The 18,042-nt window shown below is 60.6% G+C and carries 13 protein-coding genes; 6 read left to right on the top strand and 7 right to left on the bottom strand.

Going from position 1 to position 18,042, the window contains the following annotated elements:
* The first annotated feature begins 80 nt into the window (after positions 1-80).
* A complete protein-coding gene (locus AB4P96_RS02160) occupies positions 81-1,844 on the top strand; it encodes a cation:proton antiporter (protein ID WP_236445598.1) in 1,764 nt (587 codons plus the stop codon).
* 144 nt (positions 1,845-1,988) lie between these two features.
* Here AB4P96_RS02160 and AB4P96_RS02165 read toward each other — a convergent pair whose 3' ends face one another.
* The 3 genes from AB4P96_RS02165 to uvrD form a co-directional block, all read right to left on the bottom strand.
* Complete coding sequence (locus tag AB4P96_RS02165; protein WP_017135771.1) at positions 1,989-2,396, bottom strand: SMI1/KNR4 family protein; 408 nt, start codon at positions 2,394-2,396, stop codon at positions 1,989-1,991.
* Positions 2,397-2,531: 135 nt separating this feature from the next.
* Positions 2,532-3,404 (bottom strand): Tim44 domain-containing protein, encoded by an 873-nt coding sequence (locus AB4P96_RS02170; RefSeq protein ID WP_056860905.1) that lies wholly within the window; start codon positions 3,402-3,404, stop codon positions 2,532-2,534.
* A gap of 341 nt (positions 3,405-3,745) precedes the next feature.
* The gene (gene uvrD / locus AB4P96_RS02175; protein ID WP_017135773.1) at positions 3,746-5,929 is read right to left on the bottom strand and encodes a DNA helicase II; all 2,184 of its coding nucleotides are present in this window, start codon (positions 5,927-5,929) and stop codon (positions 3,746-3,748) included.
* 279 nt (positions 5,930-6,208) lie between these two features.
* Here uvrD and AB4P96_RS02180 point away from each other — a divergent pair, with 279 nt between their 5' ends.
* From AB4P96_RS02180 to AB4P96_RS02190, 3 genes are all read left to right on the top strand, one after another.
* On the top strand, positions 6,209-9,082 hold the full coding sequence (locus tag AB4P96_RS02180; protein ID WP_395600469.1) for an EAL domain-containing protein: 2,874 nt from the start codon (positions 6,209-6,211) through the stop codon (positions 9,080-9,082).
* A 162-nt stretch (positions 9,083-9,244) separates the two neighbouring features.
* On the top strand, positions 9,245-10,111 hold the full coding sequence (hexR, locus tag AB4P96_RS02185; protein ID WP_003177007.1) for a transcriptional regulator HexR: 867 nt from the start codon (positions 9,245-9,247) through the stop codon (positions 10,109-10,111).
* Positions 10,112-10,334: 223 nt separating this feature from the next.
* A complete protein-coding gene (locus AB4P96_RS02190; protein ID WP_017135775.1) occupies positions 10,335-10,529 on the top strand; it encodes a PA3496 family putative envelope integrity protein in 195 nt (64 codons plus the stop codon).
* Here the strand turns inward: AB4P96_RS02190 and AB4P96_RS02195 are convergent.
* Positions 10,459-11,433 (bottom strand): LysR family transcriptional regulator, encoded by a 975-nt coding sequence (locus AB4P96_RS02195; RefSeq protein ID WP_017135776.1) that lies wholly within the window; start codon positions 11,431-11,433, stop codon positions 10,459-10,461. The genes AB4P96_RS02190 and AB4P96_RS02195 overlap by 71 nt on opposite strands.
* A gap of 196 nt (positions 11,434-11,629) precedes the next feature.
* Here AB4P96_RS02195 and AB4P96_RS02200 point away from each other — a divergent pair, with 196 nt between their 5' ends.
* A complete protein-coding gene (locus AB4P96_RS02200) occupies positions 11,630-13,045 on the top strand; it encodes an acetyl-CoA carboxylase biotin carboxylase subunit (RefSeq protein ID WP_003213442.1) in 1,416 nt (471 codons plus the stop codon).
* An 11-nt stretch (positions 13,046-13,056) separates the two neighbouring features.
* Entirely contained in the window at positions 13,057-14,865 is a 1,809-nt protein-coding gene (gene oadA, locus AB4P96_RS02205; RefSeq protein ID WP_017135777.1) for a sodium-extruding oxaloacetate decarboxylase subunit alpha, read from the top strand.
* An 82-nt stretch (positions 14,866-14,947) separates the two neighbouring features.
* On the opposite strand, the gene AB4P96_RS02210 is transcribed toward oadA, so the two are convergent.
* From AB4P96_RS02210 to AB4P96_RS02220, 3 genes are all read right to left on the bottom strand, one after another.
* Entirely contained in the window at positions 14,948-16,219 is a 1,272-nt protein-coding gene (locus tag AB4P96_RS02210; RefSeq protein ID WP_017135778.1) for an autotransporter domain-containing protein, read from the bottom strand.
* 167 nt (positions 16,220-16,386) lie between these two features.
* Positions 16,387-17,217 (bottom strand): amino acid ABC transporter permease, encoded by an 831-nt coding sequence (locus AB4P96_RS02215; RefSeq protein ID WP_395600470.1) that lies wholly within the window; start codon positions 17,215-17,217, stop codon positions 16,387-16,389.
* Positions 17,214-18,035: an ABC transporter substrate-binding protein gene (locus AB4P96_RS02220; RefSeq protein ID WP_099550230.1), complete on the bottom strand. Its 822-nt coding sequence runs from the start codon at positions 18,033-18,035 to the stop codon at positions 17,214-17,216. Before AB4P96_RS02220 ends, AB4P96_RS02215 begins: the two co-directional genes overlap by 4 nt.
* Between the last annotated feature and the right edge of the window lie 7 nt (positions 18,036-18,042).

Below are 18,042 nucleotides of genomic sequence, written 5' to 3' on the forward strand. Positions count from 1 at the left end.
TTCCTTCCGCGCTTAGCGATTGTTCAAGGGCGCGTGTGGAAGTGGGAAAAGCGCCAGTACCCCTCAAGGAGCCCCTCGCCATGCACGCCATCAGCTTTATCCAGGACTTGGCCGTGATCATGCTGGTGGCAGGGGTTGTCACCATCCTGTTTCACCGCCTCAAGCAGCCGGTGGTGCTGGGGTATATCGTCGCCGGGTTCATCATCGGCCCTCACACGCCGCCGTTCGGCCTGATCCACGACGAAGACACCATCAAGACCCTGGCTGAGCTGGGGGTGATCTTCCTGATGTTCTGCCTGGGCCTGGAGTTCAGCCTGCGCAAGTTGTTCAAGGTCGGCGCCACGGCGTTTATCGCGGCCTTCCTGGAAATCATCCTGATGATCTGGATCGGCTACGAGATCGGCCGCTGGTTCGACTGGAACACCATGGACTCGCTGTTCCTCGGCGCGATCCTGGCGATTTCCTCGACCACCATCATCGTCAAGGCGCTCAATGACCTGAAGATGAAGAACCAGCGTTTTGCCCAACTGATTTTTGGCGTGCTGATCGTCGAGGACATCCTGGGCATCGGCATCATCGCCTTGCTGTCGAGCATCGCCGTCAGCGGCACGGTGAGTTCCGGTGAGGTGTTCTCTACGGTTGGCAAGCTGTCGCTGTTCATGATCGTGGCGTTGGTCATCGGCATTTTGCTGGTGCCGCGCCTGTTGGCCTATGTGGCCAAGTTTGAAAGTAACGAGATGCTGCTGATCACCGTGTTGGGCCTGTGTTTCGGCTTTTGCCTGCTGGTGGTCAAACTCGAATACAGCATGGTGCTGGGCGCGTTCCTGATCGGCGCGATCATGGCCGAATCTCGCCAGTTGATTAAAATTGAACGCCTGATCGAACCGGTTCGCGACATGTTCAGCGCGATCTTCTTTGTCGCCATCGGCTTGATGATCGACCCGCAGATCCTGCTGCAGTACGCCTGGCCCATCGCGGTGATTACCGTGGCGGTGGTGCTGGGCAAGATGCTGTCATGCGGCCTGGGGGCGTTTATTGCCGGCAATGATGGCCGTACCTCACTGCGTGTAGGTATGGGGCTGTCACAGATTGGCGAGTTTTCCTTCATCATCGCCGCGCTGGGGATGACCTTGCAGGTGACCAGTGACTTCCTCTATCCAGTGGCGGTGGCGGTTTCGGCGATCACCACGCTGCTCACGCCGTACTTGATTCGCGGCGCTGACCCATTGTCGTTGAAGATTGCCGCGGTAATGCCCAAGCGCATGAGCCGGGTGTTCGGCCTGTATGGCGAATGGTTGCGCAGTATTCAGCCTCAAGGTGAGGGCGCGATGCTGGCGTCGATGATTCGCAAGATCATCCTGCAAGTGGGCGTGAACCTGGCATTGGTGATCGCGATCTTCTTTGCCGGCAGCTTCTTCGCGGCGCGCATTGGCGGGTACCTGGAAGGCTGGATCAGTGATCCGAGCTGGCAGAAGGCATTGATCTGGGGTGGGGCGTTGCTGCTGTCGCTGCCGTTTCTGATTGCGGCGTACCGCAAGCTCAAGGCGCTGTCGATGTTGCTGGCGGAGATGAGTGTGAAACCGGAGATGGCCGGGCGGCATACCCAGCGTGTGCGACGGGTGATCGCGGAGGTGATCCCGATCCTGTCGCTGTTGGTGATCTTCCTGCTATTGGCAGCCTTGTCGGCGAGTATTTTGCCGACCAACAAGTTGCTGGTGCTGATTGCCGTGGTCACGGCGGCGGTGGCGGCGGTGCTCTGGCGGTGGTTCATCCGCGTGCATACGCGGATGCAGGTCGCCTTGCTGGAGACCCTGGATAACCACAAAGATACGCCAGAGCACTGATGTCATTGTGGCGAGGGAGCTTGCTCCCGCTGGGGTGCGCAGCAGCCCTAAAACAGTCACCTCGCCACACCTGGAAAAACGCGTTGCCCTGGTTGGGGCTGCTTCGCAGCCCAGCGGGAGCAAGCTCCCTCGCCACAAAAAGCGTCAGCTTTCCAGCCAGACGTCCCGCGCCCAGTGCCAAACCGATTCCCAGGTTTCTTCGGTGACCAGTTCTTCTTCGCCGGACCACAGCACCACGGTGCCGTCCTCTTCGACGCAGTAGTAGTCATCGCCGTCCTGGCAGATCGGGATCATGCTGCGGTCAACACCGGCGTCCCAGGCGTTGGCGGCAACGTCCGGCAGGTAGGTGTGGGACTGCGGGTCGGTGACGGTCACCGGTTCCAGGCTGCCGTACACCACGTCGCTGACGGTCAGCAGGAATTCACGGAATACAAACGGGATGTCGATGAACAGTTGTTCTTCGATTTCCACAATCTGGTCTTCGTCAGGCAGCTCCAGAGGAACCGGGACCGGTTCGTTGGCTTCACGCAATTGTTCGATGATTTCTTCCACGGCCGGGATCCTCTTGCTAGTTGGCGCGGTTAATAGGGCGTTTTATACAGTAGCTCGCTATAAGTGCAACCGCGAAATAGAAAACCCCGGAACATGTCCGGGGTTTTTATTACCAAGTGCTCAAGCGTAGGGTTATCAGCCGTTCTGGCGGATACCTGCGACCAGCCAAGGCTGGTTCTCGCCTTGCGGGCGTTCCATGTTCCAGCTTTCGCTGAACACTTCACCCTGGTCGAAACGCGAGGTCTTCGACACACCGCTGAAGGTCAGGGTGGCGATGGTCTTGTCGGCGCGATCATCCACACCGTCCAGCTGCACGCGCAGGTCGTCGATGTAAGTCGACTGGAACGCATCACCGATTTCGGCGCGTTCGCGCTTGAGGAACTCCAGCAGTTGCGGGGTCACGAACTCGGCGATCTTGTCCATTTCGTTGGCGTCCCAGTGCTGCTGCAGGGACTGGAAGTGGCTGCGGGCCGCTTCGACGAAACGTTCTTCGTTGAACCAGGCCGGTGCATTGATCACCGGGCGGGCGGCGGCAGGCGCAGCCGAACCACCGAAGATCGAACCCATGGCTGGTTTTTGCTCGAACACTTCACGCTGCATCGGCGCGCCGGCTGGCGCCAGGTGCTCCTGCTGCTTGCGTCGACGGGCGGCGATAAAGCGGAAGATCACAAACGCGATGACCGCCAGGATCAGGATGTCGAAGATCTGCATGCCCTGGAAGCCGCCGCCCATGAACATGGAAGCGAGCAGGCCACCGGCGGCGATACCGGCCAGAGGGCCTAACCAGCGCGAAGCACCGCCGGCCTTGGCAGCAGCGCCAGCGGCACCGGCTGCACCAGCGGTCGCAGCTGCGCCGCCCATGCCACCGGCGGAAGGAGCCATTTGGCTGGTCTGGTGAGTCGGAGCCGAGCCCATGCTTTTGCCGCCACCGAAGCGCTTGGCGTTGGCGTCGAGGCTCATCGTCAGGCCGATGCACAACGCCATGGCGATGCTAAGAAAACGTTTCATAAAGGGAATTCCCATTTGTGGATTGCACGCGCGCCATGTTGCACAGGTGTCGTGACAGTGGCTAGCGACATAATGTTTCGGGCTTTTGCGTAAGACCGATTCAGAATGGCCCGTAGGACTTATCTCAGATATTGGCCCGCGCTTGGTAAAAACAAGGGCGGGCCATCAACCTTCATGTAACGCGAAGTTTCATCATATTGGCTTATGTGGCGAGGGAGCTTGCTCCCGCTGGGCTGCGAAGCAGCCCCTGACTGGCAAACGCAGCCTGATAGATTGGCACGGCGCAAAATGGGAGCGCTTCGTGTTCCAGCGGGAGCAAGCTCCCTCGCCACAAGCGATTGTCAGACGGCTTCGAGCTTTGCATAGCCCATCATCAGCCACTTGCTGCCTTCGGCGAAGTTCACCTGTACCCGCGCCTGGGCGCCGGCACCCTCGAAGTTAAGGATCACACCCTCACCGAAGATCGCATGCTTGACCTGCTGGCCAAGGCTGAACGGGGTTTCTGGTATTTCGGAACCGGCGAACATGCTGCTGGAGTTCTGCTGCTGGCCGCCGCCGAACGGTCGGCTGACGCTGTTGGACAAGCGCACTTCCTGGATCAGGCCTTTCGGCACTTCACGTACGAAGCGCGACACCTTGTTGTAGGTCTCGCTGCCGTACAGGCGTCGGGTCTCGGCGTAGGTCATCACCAGGTTCTGCATGGCGCGGGTGATGCCCACGTAGGCCAGGCGGCGTTCTTCCTCAAGACGGCCGGGCTCTTCCAGGCTCATCTTGTGTGGGAACAGGCCTTCTTCCATGCCTACCAGGAACACATACGGAAATTCCAGGCCCTTGGCGCTGTGCAAGGTCATCAGCTGGATGCTGTCTTCATGCTCATCGGCCTGGGTATCACCGGCTTCCAGCGACGCATGGCCGAGGAAGGCGGCGAGCGGCGTCAGCTCTTCGTCTTCCTCGGTGTTTTCGAATGCGCGGGCCGCGCTGACCAGTTCCTCAAGGTTTTCTACCCGGGCCTGGCCTTTTTCGCCTTTTTCCGCTTCGTGATAGGCGATCAGGCCGGACTGCTCGATCACGGTCTGGGTCATCAAGTGCAACGGCATTTCCGCGCATTTGGCCGCCAGGTTCTCGATCAGCTCGACAAACACGCCCAATGCCCCGGCGGCGCGGCCGGTCAGGCCCTTGTTGGCGATCAGCAAGCGCATGGATTCCCACATCGACACATCGGCGTGGCGGGCGTGGTCGCGAATCGCTTCAACGGTTTTCTCACCGATGCCACGCGCCGGGATGTTGATCACCCGCTCCAGCGCCGCATCGTTGCCACGGCCTTCCAGCAAGCGCAGGTAGGCCATGGCGTTTTTGATTTCGGCCCGTTCAAAGAAACGCTGGCCACCATAGATGCGGTACGGAATGCGCTCGCGCAGCAAGGCTTCTTCCAGCACCCGCGATTGGGCGTTGGAACGGTACAAAATCGCGATATCGCTGCGCGCCAGGCCGGTTTTCAACGCGCTTTCGATGGTTTCCACCACGTAGCGCGCTTCGTCGTGTTCATTGAACGCGGCGTACAGGTTGATCGCTTCGCCTTCGCCGCCGTCGGTCCACAACTCTTTGCCCATGCGCCCGGTGTTGTTGGCGATCAAGGCGTTGGCGGCCTTGAGGATGCCGGCGGTGGAGCGGTAATTCTGTTCCAGGCGGATGGTGATCGCGTCCGGGAAGTCGTCGGAATACTGGTAGATGTTCTCGATTTTTGCGCCGCGCCAGCCGTAGATCGACTGGTCGTCGTCGCCCACCACCATCAGGCTGTCGCCGCCCTTGGCCAGCAGGCGCAACCAGGCGTACTGCACGGCGTTGGTGTCCTGGAACTCGTCCACCAGAATGTGTCGGAAGCGTTTCTGGTAATGGGCCAGCAAGCCTGGGTTGTCGCGCCACAGGTCGAGGGCGCGCAGCAGCAGCTCGGAGAAGTCGATCACACCGGCGCGCACGCAGGCGGCCTCGTAGGCTTCATAAATGCTGCGCATGGTGGCCAGGAACAAATCGCCGCTGGCCTGGATATGTTGCGGGCGCAGGCCTTCGTCTTTCTGACCGTTGATAAACCATTGCGCCTGGCGCGCCGGCCAGCGTTGCTCGTCCAGGCCCAGCTCGCGGATCACCCGCTTGACCAGGCGTTGCTGGTCGTCGCTGTCGAGAATCTGAAAGGTCTGGCTCAACCCGGCTTCCTGCCAGTGCGCCCGCAACAGGCGGTGCGCCAAGCCGTGGAACGTGCCCACCCACATGCCGGCCGGGCTGATGCCCATCAACTGCTCGATGCGGTGGCGCATCTCGGCAGCGGCCTTGTTGGTGAAGGTCACCGACAGGATGGAATGCGGGGACGCGTTTTCGACCTGGATCAACCAGGCGATACGGTGCACCAGCACTCGGGTTTTACCGGAGCCAGCACCGGCCAGGACCAACTGACGGCCAACGGGGGCTGCAACAGCCTGGCGTTGGGCATCGTTGAGGGAGTTCAGCAAAAGGGAGAGATCATCGCGCATCGGCGCATTCTAGGGTGCTGCGGGGAGTCGGGCAAATCCCAATGCCGGGTGGTCGATGCAAAACTTTCCGGGCGATCCTGGCCGCGCAAACATTCTGCTGACGGTGATGACCGGTAAGTCATGGCCCACAGCCCGCGCAGGGTCTAGCTCAAGCGCTTTGGCCACGAAGGTTGTGTGTAAAAACCGTGTGGTTTTTATGACTTGGAGCAGTTTGGCCCAAGCGCTTGCTTGTGTATGCTCCGTCCACGTTTCGGGCTCACCATTATAAGAATACTGCCTATGACCCTCAGTCCCGACCTGTTTGGCCCCTCGGTGGCGCCCGCGCAGGTCATTCGTAAACATTACGCAACCGAGATAGCGGTCGAACGCACTCGCCTGTTGTATCAAGGCTCATTGCTGCCGACGTTACTGATGCTGGTCAACGGCCTGGTCTGCGCCTGGTTGCTGTGGAACCCCAAGCAATACCTGTTGGACAGCATCTGGCTGGTCTGGCTGCTCGCCCTGGTAGCCCTGCGCGTCATCCAGGTGGCGGCCTTTGATTCGGCGATGCCCAGTCGCCAGGCCCAGCCGATCTGGCGGCGCATGTTCATGCTCGGCTCGGCGGTCAGTGGGCTGACCCTGGCCACCGCCGCCATTGCCCTGGTGCCGGCCAATAGCTTTATGCAGCAGGCCTGGGTATTCGGCCTGATTGGCGCCGCGACGTTGTCAGCCAGCGTGGCCTATGCCGTGAGCTTGCCGGCGTTCCTGTCCTTTGCGGTGCCGTGCCTGGTGCCGCCCATCGTCTATCTGTTTTGGAACGGCGCCTCGCAGCAGCAAGGCTGGGGCGTGCTCGGCCTGATCTTGCTGGCGTCCCTGAGCCTGGTGGCGTGGCAGGTCAACCGCCTGATCCAGCGCGGTTTGTTGCGGCGCTTCCAGAACCAGGCGCTGATCGAGCATCTTCAGCAAGCGCAGCAACGCAGCGAGCAGTTGAATCAGGAACTGGTGCGCGAAGTCGGCCAACGTCGCCAGGCCGAACAGGAATTACGCGACGCGCAGATCGGCCTGCAAGACCGCGTGACGCAACGCAGCCAGGAACTGGACGCCGCCAGCCTGGCCCTGAATAAAAGTGAAGCGCGCCTGGCCATGGCCCTGCAAGCCAGTGAGTTGGGCCTGTGGGACTGGAACCTGCAAACCGACGAGGTGCATCACACCCAGCTCAAAGAGTTGTTTGGCCTGGAGCCGGAGTACGTCACGGCGATGCTCAGCCACCTCAAGCCGCGCCTGCACCCCGAAGACCTGCCGCTGCTCAAGCGTGCGTTGGTGGAGCACCTCAAAGGGCGCAGCGAGGATTACCAGGTGGAATACCGCGTGCGCCATGGCGACGGCCATTGGGTGTGGATCGAAGACCGTGGCCGCGCCGTGGAGCGCACGCCCGGCGGCCGCGTCACGCGCATGCTCGGCACGCGCCGCGACATCAGCGCCGACAAGGCACTGGAGGAACAGCAACGCCTGGCCTCGACGGTGTTCGAAGCGGCCAGCGAAGGCATCGTGATTCTTGACCCTGAGTACGTGCTGATCGCCGTCAACCAGGCCTTCAGTCGCGTCACCGGCTTTGAAATCGACGACATGATCGGCCGCAATGTCGTCGAACTGCCCAGCAGCCGTGACGCCCGCCGTCACTTCCCGGTGATCCGCCAGGCACTGCTCAGCCATGGCACCTGGCAGGGCGAGTTGGTGGAAACGCGCAAGAACGGCGAGCTGTACCCGCAGTGGCTGCAATTGAATGTGGTGCGCGATGCTCGGGGAAAAGTCAGCCATATTGTGGGCTTCTTCGCCGATTTGTCCGCGCGGCGTGAATCCGAGGAGCGCATGCGCTACCTCACTCACTATGACGAGCTGACGGGCCTGGCCAACCGTTCGCTGTTTCGCGAACGCCTGCGTGAGGCCCATGCGCGGGTGCGGCAAGGCGGGCGCAGCCTGGCGCTGCTGCATATCAACCTGGACCGCTTCAAGCTGCTCAACGACAGCCTCGGCCATGAAGTCGCCGACCAATTGTTGCAGAAAATGGCCCGCCGTCTGATCAATGCCTTGCCTGAAGCTGACACCATCGCACGCCTGTCCGGTGATGAGTTTGCCGTGCTGTTCGATGCCTACGGCAGCCTGTCGAGCCTGGCACGGGTGGCCACGCGGCTGCTCGCCAAATTGCGGGTGCCGGTGACGGTGGAGGGGCATGAGCTGGTGGTCAGTGCCTCCATGGGCGTCAGCTTGCTGCCGGATAATGCGCGGGAAATTTCTGCGCTGGTCAGCCAATCCAACATGGCCATGCAGCACGCCAAGCATTTGGGCGGCAATAATTTCCAGTTCTACACCGACAGCCTGCAAGCCAGCACGCTGGAGCGTTTGCAGCTGGAAAACCACCTGCGCAAGGCCATCGACGAGCGCCAGCTCACGGTGTTCTACCAACCGAAACTGTGCCTGGCCACGGGCAAGCTGAACGCCGCCGAGGCGCTGGTGCGCTGGGAGCACCCGCAGTGGGGCATGGTGCCGCCGGGGGACTTTATTGGTCTGGCCGAAGAAACCGGCTTGATCGTGCCGCTGGGCGAATTCGTGCTGCGCCAGGCGTGCTGGCAGGCGTGCGAATGGCAGCGCCAGGGGCTGGCGCCGATTCGCGTGTCGGTGAACCTTTCCGTGCATCAGTTGCGCCAGGGCAAGTTGGTCAGCCTGGTGCGCCAGGTGCTGGAAGAAACCGGCCTGGACCCGCAATACCTGGAGCTGGAGCTGACCGAAAGCCAGCTACTCGACAGCGTTGAGCACATCATCGCCACCTTCCAGCAATTGCGCGATTTGGGCGTGAAGTTGGCCATCGATGACTTCGGCACCGGGTATTCGTCCCTCAGCTACCTCAAGCGCATCCCCGTGGATTACGTGAAGATCGACCAGACTTTTATCCGGGGGCTTGGTCAGGGCCGGGAAGATGCGGCCATCACTCGCGCAATCATCGCCATGGCCCACGGGCTGGCGCTCAAGGTGGTGGCCGAAGGTGTGGAAGACCAGCAGCAGCTGGATTTCCTGCGCGGCGAACGCTGCGATGAAGTGCAGGGTTACTTGATCAGTCGGCCGATGGCTGCTGAAGGGTTGGCAGATTTATTACGAAAAAATGCAGACTTTCCTTAAAGACCGCCACGCCGCCCCTGTGGCTACAAGGCGGCTGCCCGCTGATTCAAAGGGCATCAGGGCGATTTAGTGATGCATCGGGCGGGCAAAACGGTAATTCTTGTAGTATAACTACAAGCTTGCTACATCCCTGGCGTCTGCCAATAACAAGAGTCCTGCCCTTTGAACCTGTTGCAACATATCGCCCAGTCGCGCCACCTGTTACGCAAATCGGAACTCAAGGTTGCCGATCACGTGCTGCTTGACCCTGCGGCCGTGATGCACAGTTCCATGGCCGACCTGGCCCACAGCGTGGGCATCAGTGAGCCGACCATCGTGCGCTTTTGCCGTGCCATCGGTTGTTCCGGGTTCCAGGATTTGAAACTCAAGCTGGCGCAAAGCCTGGCGGCCGGTGCGAGCTTCGGGCAGTTTGCGATTCATGAAGACGACTCCGTCGCCGACTACAGCCTGAAAATCTTCGACACCACCTTGCACACGCTGATGGAAGTGCGTGAGAAGCTCGATCCGGTTGAGCTGCAAAAGGCCGTGACCGCCATGTCCCAAGCCCAGCGCGTGGAGTTTTATGGCTTTGGTGCTTCGGGAGCCGTCGCCGCTGATGCCCAGCACAAATTCTTCCGCCTGCTGCTCACTGCTGCGGCCTACAGTGACCCGCACATGCAGGCAATGTCGGCGGTGACCTTGAAGCCGACCGACGTGGCCATCTGCATTTCCCAGTCCGGGCGCTCCAAAGACCTGCTGATCACCGCCAACCTGGTGCGTGAAAGCGGCGCTTCGTTGATCACCCTGTGCCCGAGCCAGACGCCGTTGGCAGAGCTGTCCACGGTCAACCTGGCGATCGACGTGCACGAAGACACTGAAATCTACACGCCGCTGACCTCGCGTATTGCGCATCTGGTGGTGATCGACGTGTTGGCGATGGGCGTGGCCATGGCGCGCGGGCCGAGCCTGGTCAACCACCTCAAGAGCGTGAAGCGCAGCTTGCGCAGCCTGCGGTTGTCGCCAAAGTCCGTCAAAGCCCTCGACGACTGATTCGAGGTCGCCCTCGGTCAAATGTGGGAGCTGGCTTGCCTGCGATGGCTGTGTATCAGTCGCCGGATATGTCGGCTGACCCACCGCTATCGCAGGCAAGCCAGCTCCCACCTTGGTTTTGCGCTTATTTCAGAAGATTCATCGTCCTGTAACCCTCGCGCCGCCAAACCGTCATCCCTTGCGCCCATTCTGTACTCCCCGTACTCGCATTGGGAGACTCGAAATGGCCCGGCACTACGAAGACAGCAGCACCGTCAAAACCCGTCGTCAGCAAGAAGACCAGCGCCGCATGGCGTTCCGTCGCGCAATCGAAGACCGCTGTGAGGAGCGCCAACTGCTCCAGAGCATCAGTGACTACCCGGAACTCCACTGGCAGGCACCCGCGGCTGCCCAGCGAAACGCTCAGCCAGCGCGCTGATCTGTACGCGTTCGCTGCGGATAAAGCCCAGGAACGCATGGGCCACCGGTGACAGGCGCTTGGCCTTGGCTTGCACCAGGCACCAACTGCGGTACAGCGGCAGTTCTTCTACCGGCAGCTCCTTGAGCCCGCCGGTGGCCAGCTCCAGGTTGACTGCGTGGCGCGTCAGCAACGCCACGCCCAACCCTGCATTCACGCACTCGCGCTGCGCCTCGGCCGAGGCCACTTCCACTGTTTGGGTGAAGTGCACGCGTTTTTCCTTGAAGTACTCCTCGCAGGCCAGTCGCGTGCCGGAACCTGGTTCGCGGATGAGCAGCGTGTAGGGTTCCAGGTCTTGAAGGCGCAGCGGCCCTTGCAGGCTTAACGGGTGATCGAGCGGCGCCACGGCGACAATCGGGTTGTTCAGGAACGGCAGGAATTCCAGGCCCATGTCCTGGGGCACCATGGACATGATCACCAGGTCGTCGCGGTTGTCCGACAGCCTGCGAATCACCTGGGCGCGGTTGACCACCGTGAGGTGCAACTGCACCTCCGGGTGCTGGCGTTTAAAGGCCGCGAACAGGTGCGGCACGAAGTACTTGGCGCTGGATTCCACCGCCAGTTTCAGTTGGCCTTGCAGCGAGCCCTGCATGTCCGACAGCTGCATATCGAGGTTTTCCAGGCGCCCGAAAATATCCCGGCTGGCGCGCTGCAAGGCTTCGGCGGCTTCAGTCATGTAGAGCTTTTTGCCGACGTAATCGAACAGCGGCTGGCCGATCAGCTCTTCAAGCTGGCGAATTTGCAGGCTGACGGCGGGTTGCGTGAGAGACATTTCCTCGGCCGCGCGGCTGTAGGAGCGCAAATCACACACTTCATTGAAGATCTGTAATTGACGCAATGTCATACGCATCAATGACTTACGCATTATTTAAATCCTCTCGCCCAAGGCCGTCCGGCCAACTATAAGTCTTTACTTATACACAACCCAATAATTATTGATTTTTGTTAATCCTCCGTTGCGCCTAGTGTGTGTCTCGCGACTGTCATGAAACATTTGGTCACGCGCCGACCCGGATCCAACGGGTCGTAGAACGCAGCAATCGGCTCAAGGGAATTTCCAAGTGATAAAAAAGATCCTGATCGCCAACCGTGGTGAAATTGCCGTACGAATCGTGCGTGCCTGCGCCGAGATGGGCATTCGCTCGGTCGCGGTTTACTCGGACGCCGACCGCCACGCGTTGCACGTTAAACGTGCCGACGAAGCCCACAGCATTGGTGCCGAGCCGCTGGCCGGTTACCTGAACCCGCGTAAGCTGGTGAACCTGGCCGTGGAAACCGGTTGTGACGCCTTGCACCCAGGCTACGGGTTCCTGTCGGAAAACGCCGAGCTGGCAGACATTTGCGCCGAACGCGGGATCAAGTTCATCGGCCCGTCGGCCGAAGTGATCCGCCGCATGGGCGACAAGACCGAAGCGCGCCGCAGCATGATCAAGGCCGGTGTGCCGGTCACGCCGGGCACCGAAGGCAACGTGGCTGATATCGCCGAAGCCCTCACCGAAGGCGACCGCATTGGTTACCCGGTGATGCTCAAGGCCACCTCCGGTGGTGGCGGTCGCGGCATCCGTCGCTGCAACAGTCGTGAAGAACTGGAACAAGCCTTCCCACGCGTGATCTCCGAAGCCACCAAGGCCTTCGGTTCGGCGGAAGTGTTCCTGGAAAAATGCATCGTCAATCCCAAGCATATCGAGGCGCAGATTCTCGGTGACAGCTTTGGCAACGTGGTGCATCTGTTCGAGCGCGATTGCTCGATCCAGCGTCGCAACCAGAAGCTCATTGAAATCGCCCCAAGCCCGCAGTTGACGCCTGAACAGCGCGCCTACATCGGTGACCTGTCGGTGCGCGCGGCCAAGGCCGTGGGTTACGAGAACGCCGGCACCGTGGAGTTCCTGCTCGCCGAGGGCGAGGTGTACTTCATGGAAATGAACACCCGCGTGCAGGTGGAACACACCATCACCGAAGAAATCACCGGCATCGATATTGTGCGTGAACAGATCCGCATCGCCTCGGGCCTGCCGCTGTCGGTGAAACAGGAAGACATTCAGCACCGTGGTTTCGCGTTGCAGTTCCGCATCAACGCCGAAGACCCCAAGAACAACTTCCTGCCAAGTTTCGGCAAGATCACCCGTTACTACGCGCCCGGCGGTCCCGGCGTGCGCACCGACACGGCGATCTACACCGGCTACACCATCCCGCCGTTCTACGACTCCATGTGCCTGAAACTGGTGGTGTGGGCGTTGACTTGGGAAGAAGCCATGGACCGCGGCCTGCGTGCCCTGGACGACATGCGCCTGCAAGGCGTGAAGACCACCGCCGCCTACTACCAGGAAATCCTGCGCAACCCGGAATTCCGCAGCGGCCAGTTCAACACCAGTTTCGTGGAAAGCCACCCTGAGCTGACCAACTACTCGATCAAGCGCAAACCCGAAGAGCTGGCCCTGGCCATCGCCGCCGCCATCGCCGCCCACGCAGGCCTGTGAGGAATACAACAATGTCCAAGAAAATATTCGTAACCGACACCATCCTGCGCGACGCACACCAATCGTTGCTGGCGACCCGCATGCGCACCGACGATATGCTGCCGATCTGCGACAAGCTCGATAAAGTCGGCTACTGGTCCCTGGAAGTCTGGGGTGGCGCGACCTTCGACGCTTGCGTGCGCTTTTTGAAAGAAGACCCGTGGGAGCGCCTGCGCAAACTGCGCGCCGCGTTGCCTAACACACGCCTGCAAATGCTGCTGCGTGGCCAGAACCTGCTGGGCTACCGCCACTACAGCGACGACGTGGTCAAGGCCTTCGTCGCCAAGGCTGCAGTGAATGGCATCGACGTGTTCCGCATTTTCGACGCCATGAACGACGTGCGTAACCTGCGTGTGGCTATCGAAGCGGTCAAAGCTGCCGGCAAGCATGCCCAGGGCACCATCGCCTACACCACCAGCCCGGTGCACACCATTGACGCTTTTGTGGCCCAAGCCAAGCAAATGGAAGCCATGGGTTGCGACTCGGTAGCGATCAAGGACATGGCCGGGCTGCTGACTCCGTACGCCACCGGCGAACTGGTCAAGGCATTGAAAGCCGAGCAAAGCCTGCCGATCTTTATCCACTCGCATGACACCGCCGGCCTGGCTGCTATGTGCCAACTGAAGGCGATCGAAAACGGTGCCGACCATATCGACACCGCCATTTCCAGTTTCGCTTGGGGCACCAGCCACCCGGGCACCGAGTCGATGGTCGCCGCCCTTAAAGGCAGCGAATTCGACACTGGCCTGAGCCTGGAACTGCTGCAGGAAATTGGCCTGTACTTCTACGCCGTGCGCAAGAAGTACCACCAGTTCGAAAGCGAATTCACTGCCGTCGACACCCGCGTGCAAGTCAACCAGGTGCCGGGCGGGATGATTTCCAACCTGGCCAACCAGTTGAAAGAGCAGGGCGCACTCAACCGCATGAGCGAAGTGCTGGCCGAAATCCCGCGTGTGCGTGAAGACCTTGGCTTCCCGCCGCTGGTCACGCCGACCTCGCAGATCGTCGGCACCCAGGCGTTCTTCAACGTGCTGGCCGGCGAGCGCTACAAAACCATCACCAACGAAGTGAAGCTCTACCTGCAAGGCGGCTACGGCAAGGCGCCGGGCACCGTGAACGAGAAGCTGCGTCGCCAGGCCATTGGCAGCGAAGAGGTGATCGATCATCGCCCAGCCGACCTGCTCAAGCCGGAGATGACCAAGTTGCGCGGCGAAATCGGCGCATTGGCCAAGTCCGAAGAAGACGTGCTGACCTACGCCATGTTCCCGGATATCGGCCGCAAGTTCCTCGAAGAGCGCGACGCCGGCACCCTGGCGCCTGAAGTGCTGTTGCCGATCCCTGAAGCCGGCGGCGTGGCGCGTGCCGGTGGTGAAGGCGTGCCGACCGAGTTCGTCATCGACGTGCACGGCGAAAGCTACCGCGTGGATATCACCGGTGTTGGCGTGAAAGCCGAGGGCAAACGGCACTTCTACCTGTCCATCGACGGCATGCCCGAAGAAGTGGTGTTCGAACCGCTCAATGAGTTTGTCAGCAGTGGCGGCAGCAAGCGCAAGCACGCGACCGAGCCGGGCCATGTCAGCACGGCGATGCCGGGAAACATCGTCGACGTATTGGTCAAGGAAGGCGACGTGGTCAAAGCGGGCCAGGCCGTGCTGATTACCGAAGCCATGAAGATGGAAACCGAAGTGCAGGCAGCGATTGCCGGCAAGGTAACTGCCGTTCACGTGGCCAAGGGCGACCGGGTCAACCCTGGCGAAATCCTGATTGAAATCGAAGGCTGACCCAGCCTTCGACACTACCGCTTAATCCTCGGGGGGGCAGGTGCTCCCCTTTTTTTTGCCTGAAATTTACCGATCGGCGCGGTTAAAAACTCATCTTCCACTCCCCCGTCAGGCCCTGGCTGCGGCTGTGGGTACCGGCATGGGCGCTGTAGGTCAGGCCCACGCTGTGTTCGGTGGACAAGGCGAGGTCCAGGCCAGCTTGCATATCGAGGCTATTGCGGTCCAACGAGGTACCGGTGATGGTGAAACTGTCGATGATTCCCGGTGCGGCGCGAGTGGATTGGCGCACTTGGCTGTCGACTTCGCCGTAAAGATGCTTCCAACTGGTACTCACGTGGGGTGTGAGGCTCATCCGATTGTCGAACCGGTACACCGTGGCCAGCCGCAGGCCAAAGGTGCTGTTCAGGTTTTGCTGGGTTTGTGAGCCGACGTTCAGCGCGGTCACGCCGCCCTTTTCTTTAAAGCTGTCACGGTGGTAGCGCTGATAGCCCAAGCCTGCGAAGGGCTCTACCTGTACGTCGGCACTGCCCAATTGGTAGCCCAGCTCGGAAAACACTGTTTGGCTTTGAGCGTTGTAGTTGCCCTGGAGTTGCTCCTTGAAACCGAGCAAGTTGACGTCACGTTTGTTCTTGCCCGCGTGATCACTGTAGAACGCCCCCATGCGCAGGGCCAATGGGCCGTCCTGGCGCACGGCATAGCCGCCAAGGTGCAAGCTGTCGAGTTCGCCTTTGAAACGTTGAGCTTGAAGCTCGCTGGTGGACTTGGCGCCCATAACACCGACTCGCCACGCGTCACCCACGGCCCAATCGGCGCCCAGCATCAGGCCTTTGGTGCCCTGTTTGAGCCCGTCGCTGCCGCCTTGTTTGTCGAGCTTGCCGCCGTTGCCCAGGCCTTGCACCCACAAATGGCCATCGCCATGACTGGGCAGCGTGCGCAGGGTTGCGAGCAATGAGTCGCTGATGTGCGCGGTGGCGTTTTGGGTCGCGCCAGCCAAGTTGGCATTTTGGCTGCCTGCCAGTTGCTCGAATGCGGCACCCAGGCCGCCTGGTTGTTGGGACAGTGCGTCAGCGGCTTTTTGCAGGCCTTTGATTTCTTCCGAGGTCAGGTCGCCGGCTTGCAGTGCACGTTGCAAAGCCGGTTTAAGCACTGCAGCCAGTTGCTGGCCGTTGTGAGTCGTCGCCTGGTCGAAGTAGCTGTCGATGGGCACGATTGGAGCCGGTGGCTGGTATTGCCAACGGTCATTGGAAAGATCCAGCTCGAATTGAAAAGGTGCAGCTGCGAAGGCAAACGGAGTACTGGCTACGCCAACAGCCAGGCTGATAGCGCGTGCAAGGTTTAGGACGGAGAAGGGCATGAAGTCATAGCCTCTGGTGAATGAGGCCGGGAATTTAGCGAGATGGCGGGGCGATAACTGTCAGGCTATCGACCCCTGATTTGCGGGAGTTGTCTCTACTGCGGTGCGATTAAAGCCGCATTTGCCTTAGGCTCGTCAGCGCGTGGTTGAGGCTGTTGCCCTAGGCATCACCCCCGCTGCACATAGCCTTTGCCGTAGTGACGCTCCAGGCGCGCCTGGATCAGTTCCAGCCCGAGGGACATCACCCAGTAAATGATCGCGGCGGTCGTGAGCATTTCGATGTATCGATAGCTTGATCGCCCGTACGACTGCGCCAGGAACATGACTTCCCACACGCCCATTACCGAGACCAGGGACGAGTCTTTGAGCATGGAGATGAACTGATTGGTGGCGGGCGGCACGATGGTGCGCATGGCCTGGGGCAGGGTGACGTGCCAGAAGATCGCGCTGTCACGCATGCCCAGGGCCAGGGCGGCTTCTCGTTGGCCGTGGGGAACACCGAGGATGCCGGCGCGGAAGATTTCGCTCAGGTAGGCGCCGTAATTCAGTGAGAGCGCGATGATCCCGGCGACGATGGCGCCTGGTACCAGGCCCAGTTGGGGCAGGCCCAGATAAATCAGCAGGATCTGGATCAACAACGGCGTGCCGCGAAAGAACGAGGCGTAAAAACTCGCAATGCCAAAGGCCACGGCGCTTTTCGACAGGCGCCCCAGCGCGGTGATAAAACCCAGCACCGACGACGCGACTATCGAGCAAAGGCACAGAAACAGCGTCAGCGCTGCGCCTTGCAAAAACCCGTTCGGCGCCAAGTGCACGCCGACCAGGTTGGGCAGTTTGTCGAGGATGATCGAGAACTTCAGGTCAAAGCTCAGGAAGAAGCTGGCGAACAGGCAAAACAGCGCCGCCCACGTCAGGTACAACCGCGTACGAAAGCCAAAGAGTCGCTGTAGCCGCGATGCGTTCACCGGCGGCTTGGGAGGTGTCGGGAAGGCGGTCATTTGCTGATATCGGCGCCGATCCATTTTTGCGACAGCTTGCTCAAGGTGCCGTCCTGTTTCAACTGCGCGAACACTTCACGCACCTTGGCATCCCACTGCGGGTCACCTTTCTCGATGGCCACCGAATTGGGCTCGGCATACAGCGACTCACCGGCGAGCTTGAAGCGCTTGTCCTGATTCAGGCGCGGTTGGGCAGTGACCAGGTTGGTGAGGATCGCATCCAGGCGCACACCGGCGCCCAGGCCCAGGTCCTGGAAGGCGACGTTATCGGTGTCGTACGGGGCGATCTGCACATCCTCGAACGGGTACTGAAGTTGCGTATCTTCGGCGCCTTCGATCACCAGGTTCTTGTTCAGGTAGCTTTCATAGCTGGACGCGCTGGTGAGGCCGACTTTCTTGCCGCTGAGGTCTTTGGCGCCATGGATGCGCTCATCCTTGGCATTCACAACGATCACCGCAGGCGAGGCGTAGTACTCCACCGGGAAATCAAACACCTCGGCGCGGGCTTTGCTCGGGGTCATGGAGCAGATGCAAATATCGTAGCGGCCGCTCCAGCGACCTGCGGCAATCACGTCCCAGGACGGCGTTTCCAGACGCAGCTTCACGCCTAACTTCTGCGCGACTGCCTTGGCCACGTCGACGTCAAACCCATCGAGTTGGTTCTGCTCGTTGAGAAACGAGAACGGCGGGTAGCTTTCCATCAGCACGCCCACCAGTTCTTTCTTTTGCTCAACCCGGTCCAGGGTTGCACCGCCAAAGGCTTGGGTAGAGGCAGCCAGCATCGTCAGGCCCAGGGCCAGCAGCGGTTTAAGTTTCACAATCGAC

The organism is Pseudomonas sp. B19125, from assembly GCF_044218855.1.
GTDB classification, from domain to species: domain Bacteria; phylum Pseudomonadota; class Gammaproteobacteria; order Pseudomonadales; family Pseudomonadaceae; genus Aquipseudomonas; species Aquipseudomonas edaphica.

What these genes read in the sequence shown, in the direction of transcription:
- AB4P96_RS02210 (WP_017135778.1), bottom strand. Translation starts at nt 16,219, where the DNA reads ATGCCCTTCTCCGTCCTAAACCTTGCACGCGCTATCAGCCTGGCTGTT.
- uvrD (WP_017135773.1), bottom strand. Translation starts at nt 5,929, where the DNA reads ATGCGCGATGATCTCTCCCTTTTGCTGAACTCCCTCAACGATGCCCAA.
- AB4P96_RS02180 (WP_395600469.1), top strand. Translation starts at nt 6,209, where the DNA reads ATGACCCTCAGTCCCGACCTGTTTGGCCCCTCGGTGGCGCCCGCGCAG.
- AB4P96_RS02190 (WP_017135775.1), top strand. Translation starts at nt 10,335, where the DNA reads ATGGCCCGGCACTACGAAGACAGCAGCACCGTCAAAACCCGTCGTCAG.
- AB4P96_RS02195 (WP_017135776.1), bottom strand. Translation starts at nt 11,433, where the DNA reads ATGCGTAAGTCATTGATGCGTATGACATTGCGTCAATTACAGATCTTC.
- AB4P96_RS02170 (WP_056860905.1), bottom strand. Translation starts at nt 3,404, where the DNA reads ATGAAACGTTTTCTTAGCATCGCCATGGCGTTGTGCATCGGCCTGACG.
- AB4P96_RS02215 (WP_395600470.1), bottom strand. Translation starts at nt 17,217, where the DNA reads ATGACCGCCTTCCCGACACCTCCCAAGCCGCCGGTGAACGCATCGCGG.
- AB4P96_RS02160 (WP_236445598.1), top strand. Translation starts at nt 81, where the DNA reads ATGCACGCCATCAGCTTTATCCAGGACTTGGCCGTGATCATGCTGGTG.
- oadA (WP_017135777.1), top strand. Translation starts at nt 13,057, where the DNA reads ATGTCCAAGAAAATATTCGTAACCGACACCATCCTGCGCGACGCACAC.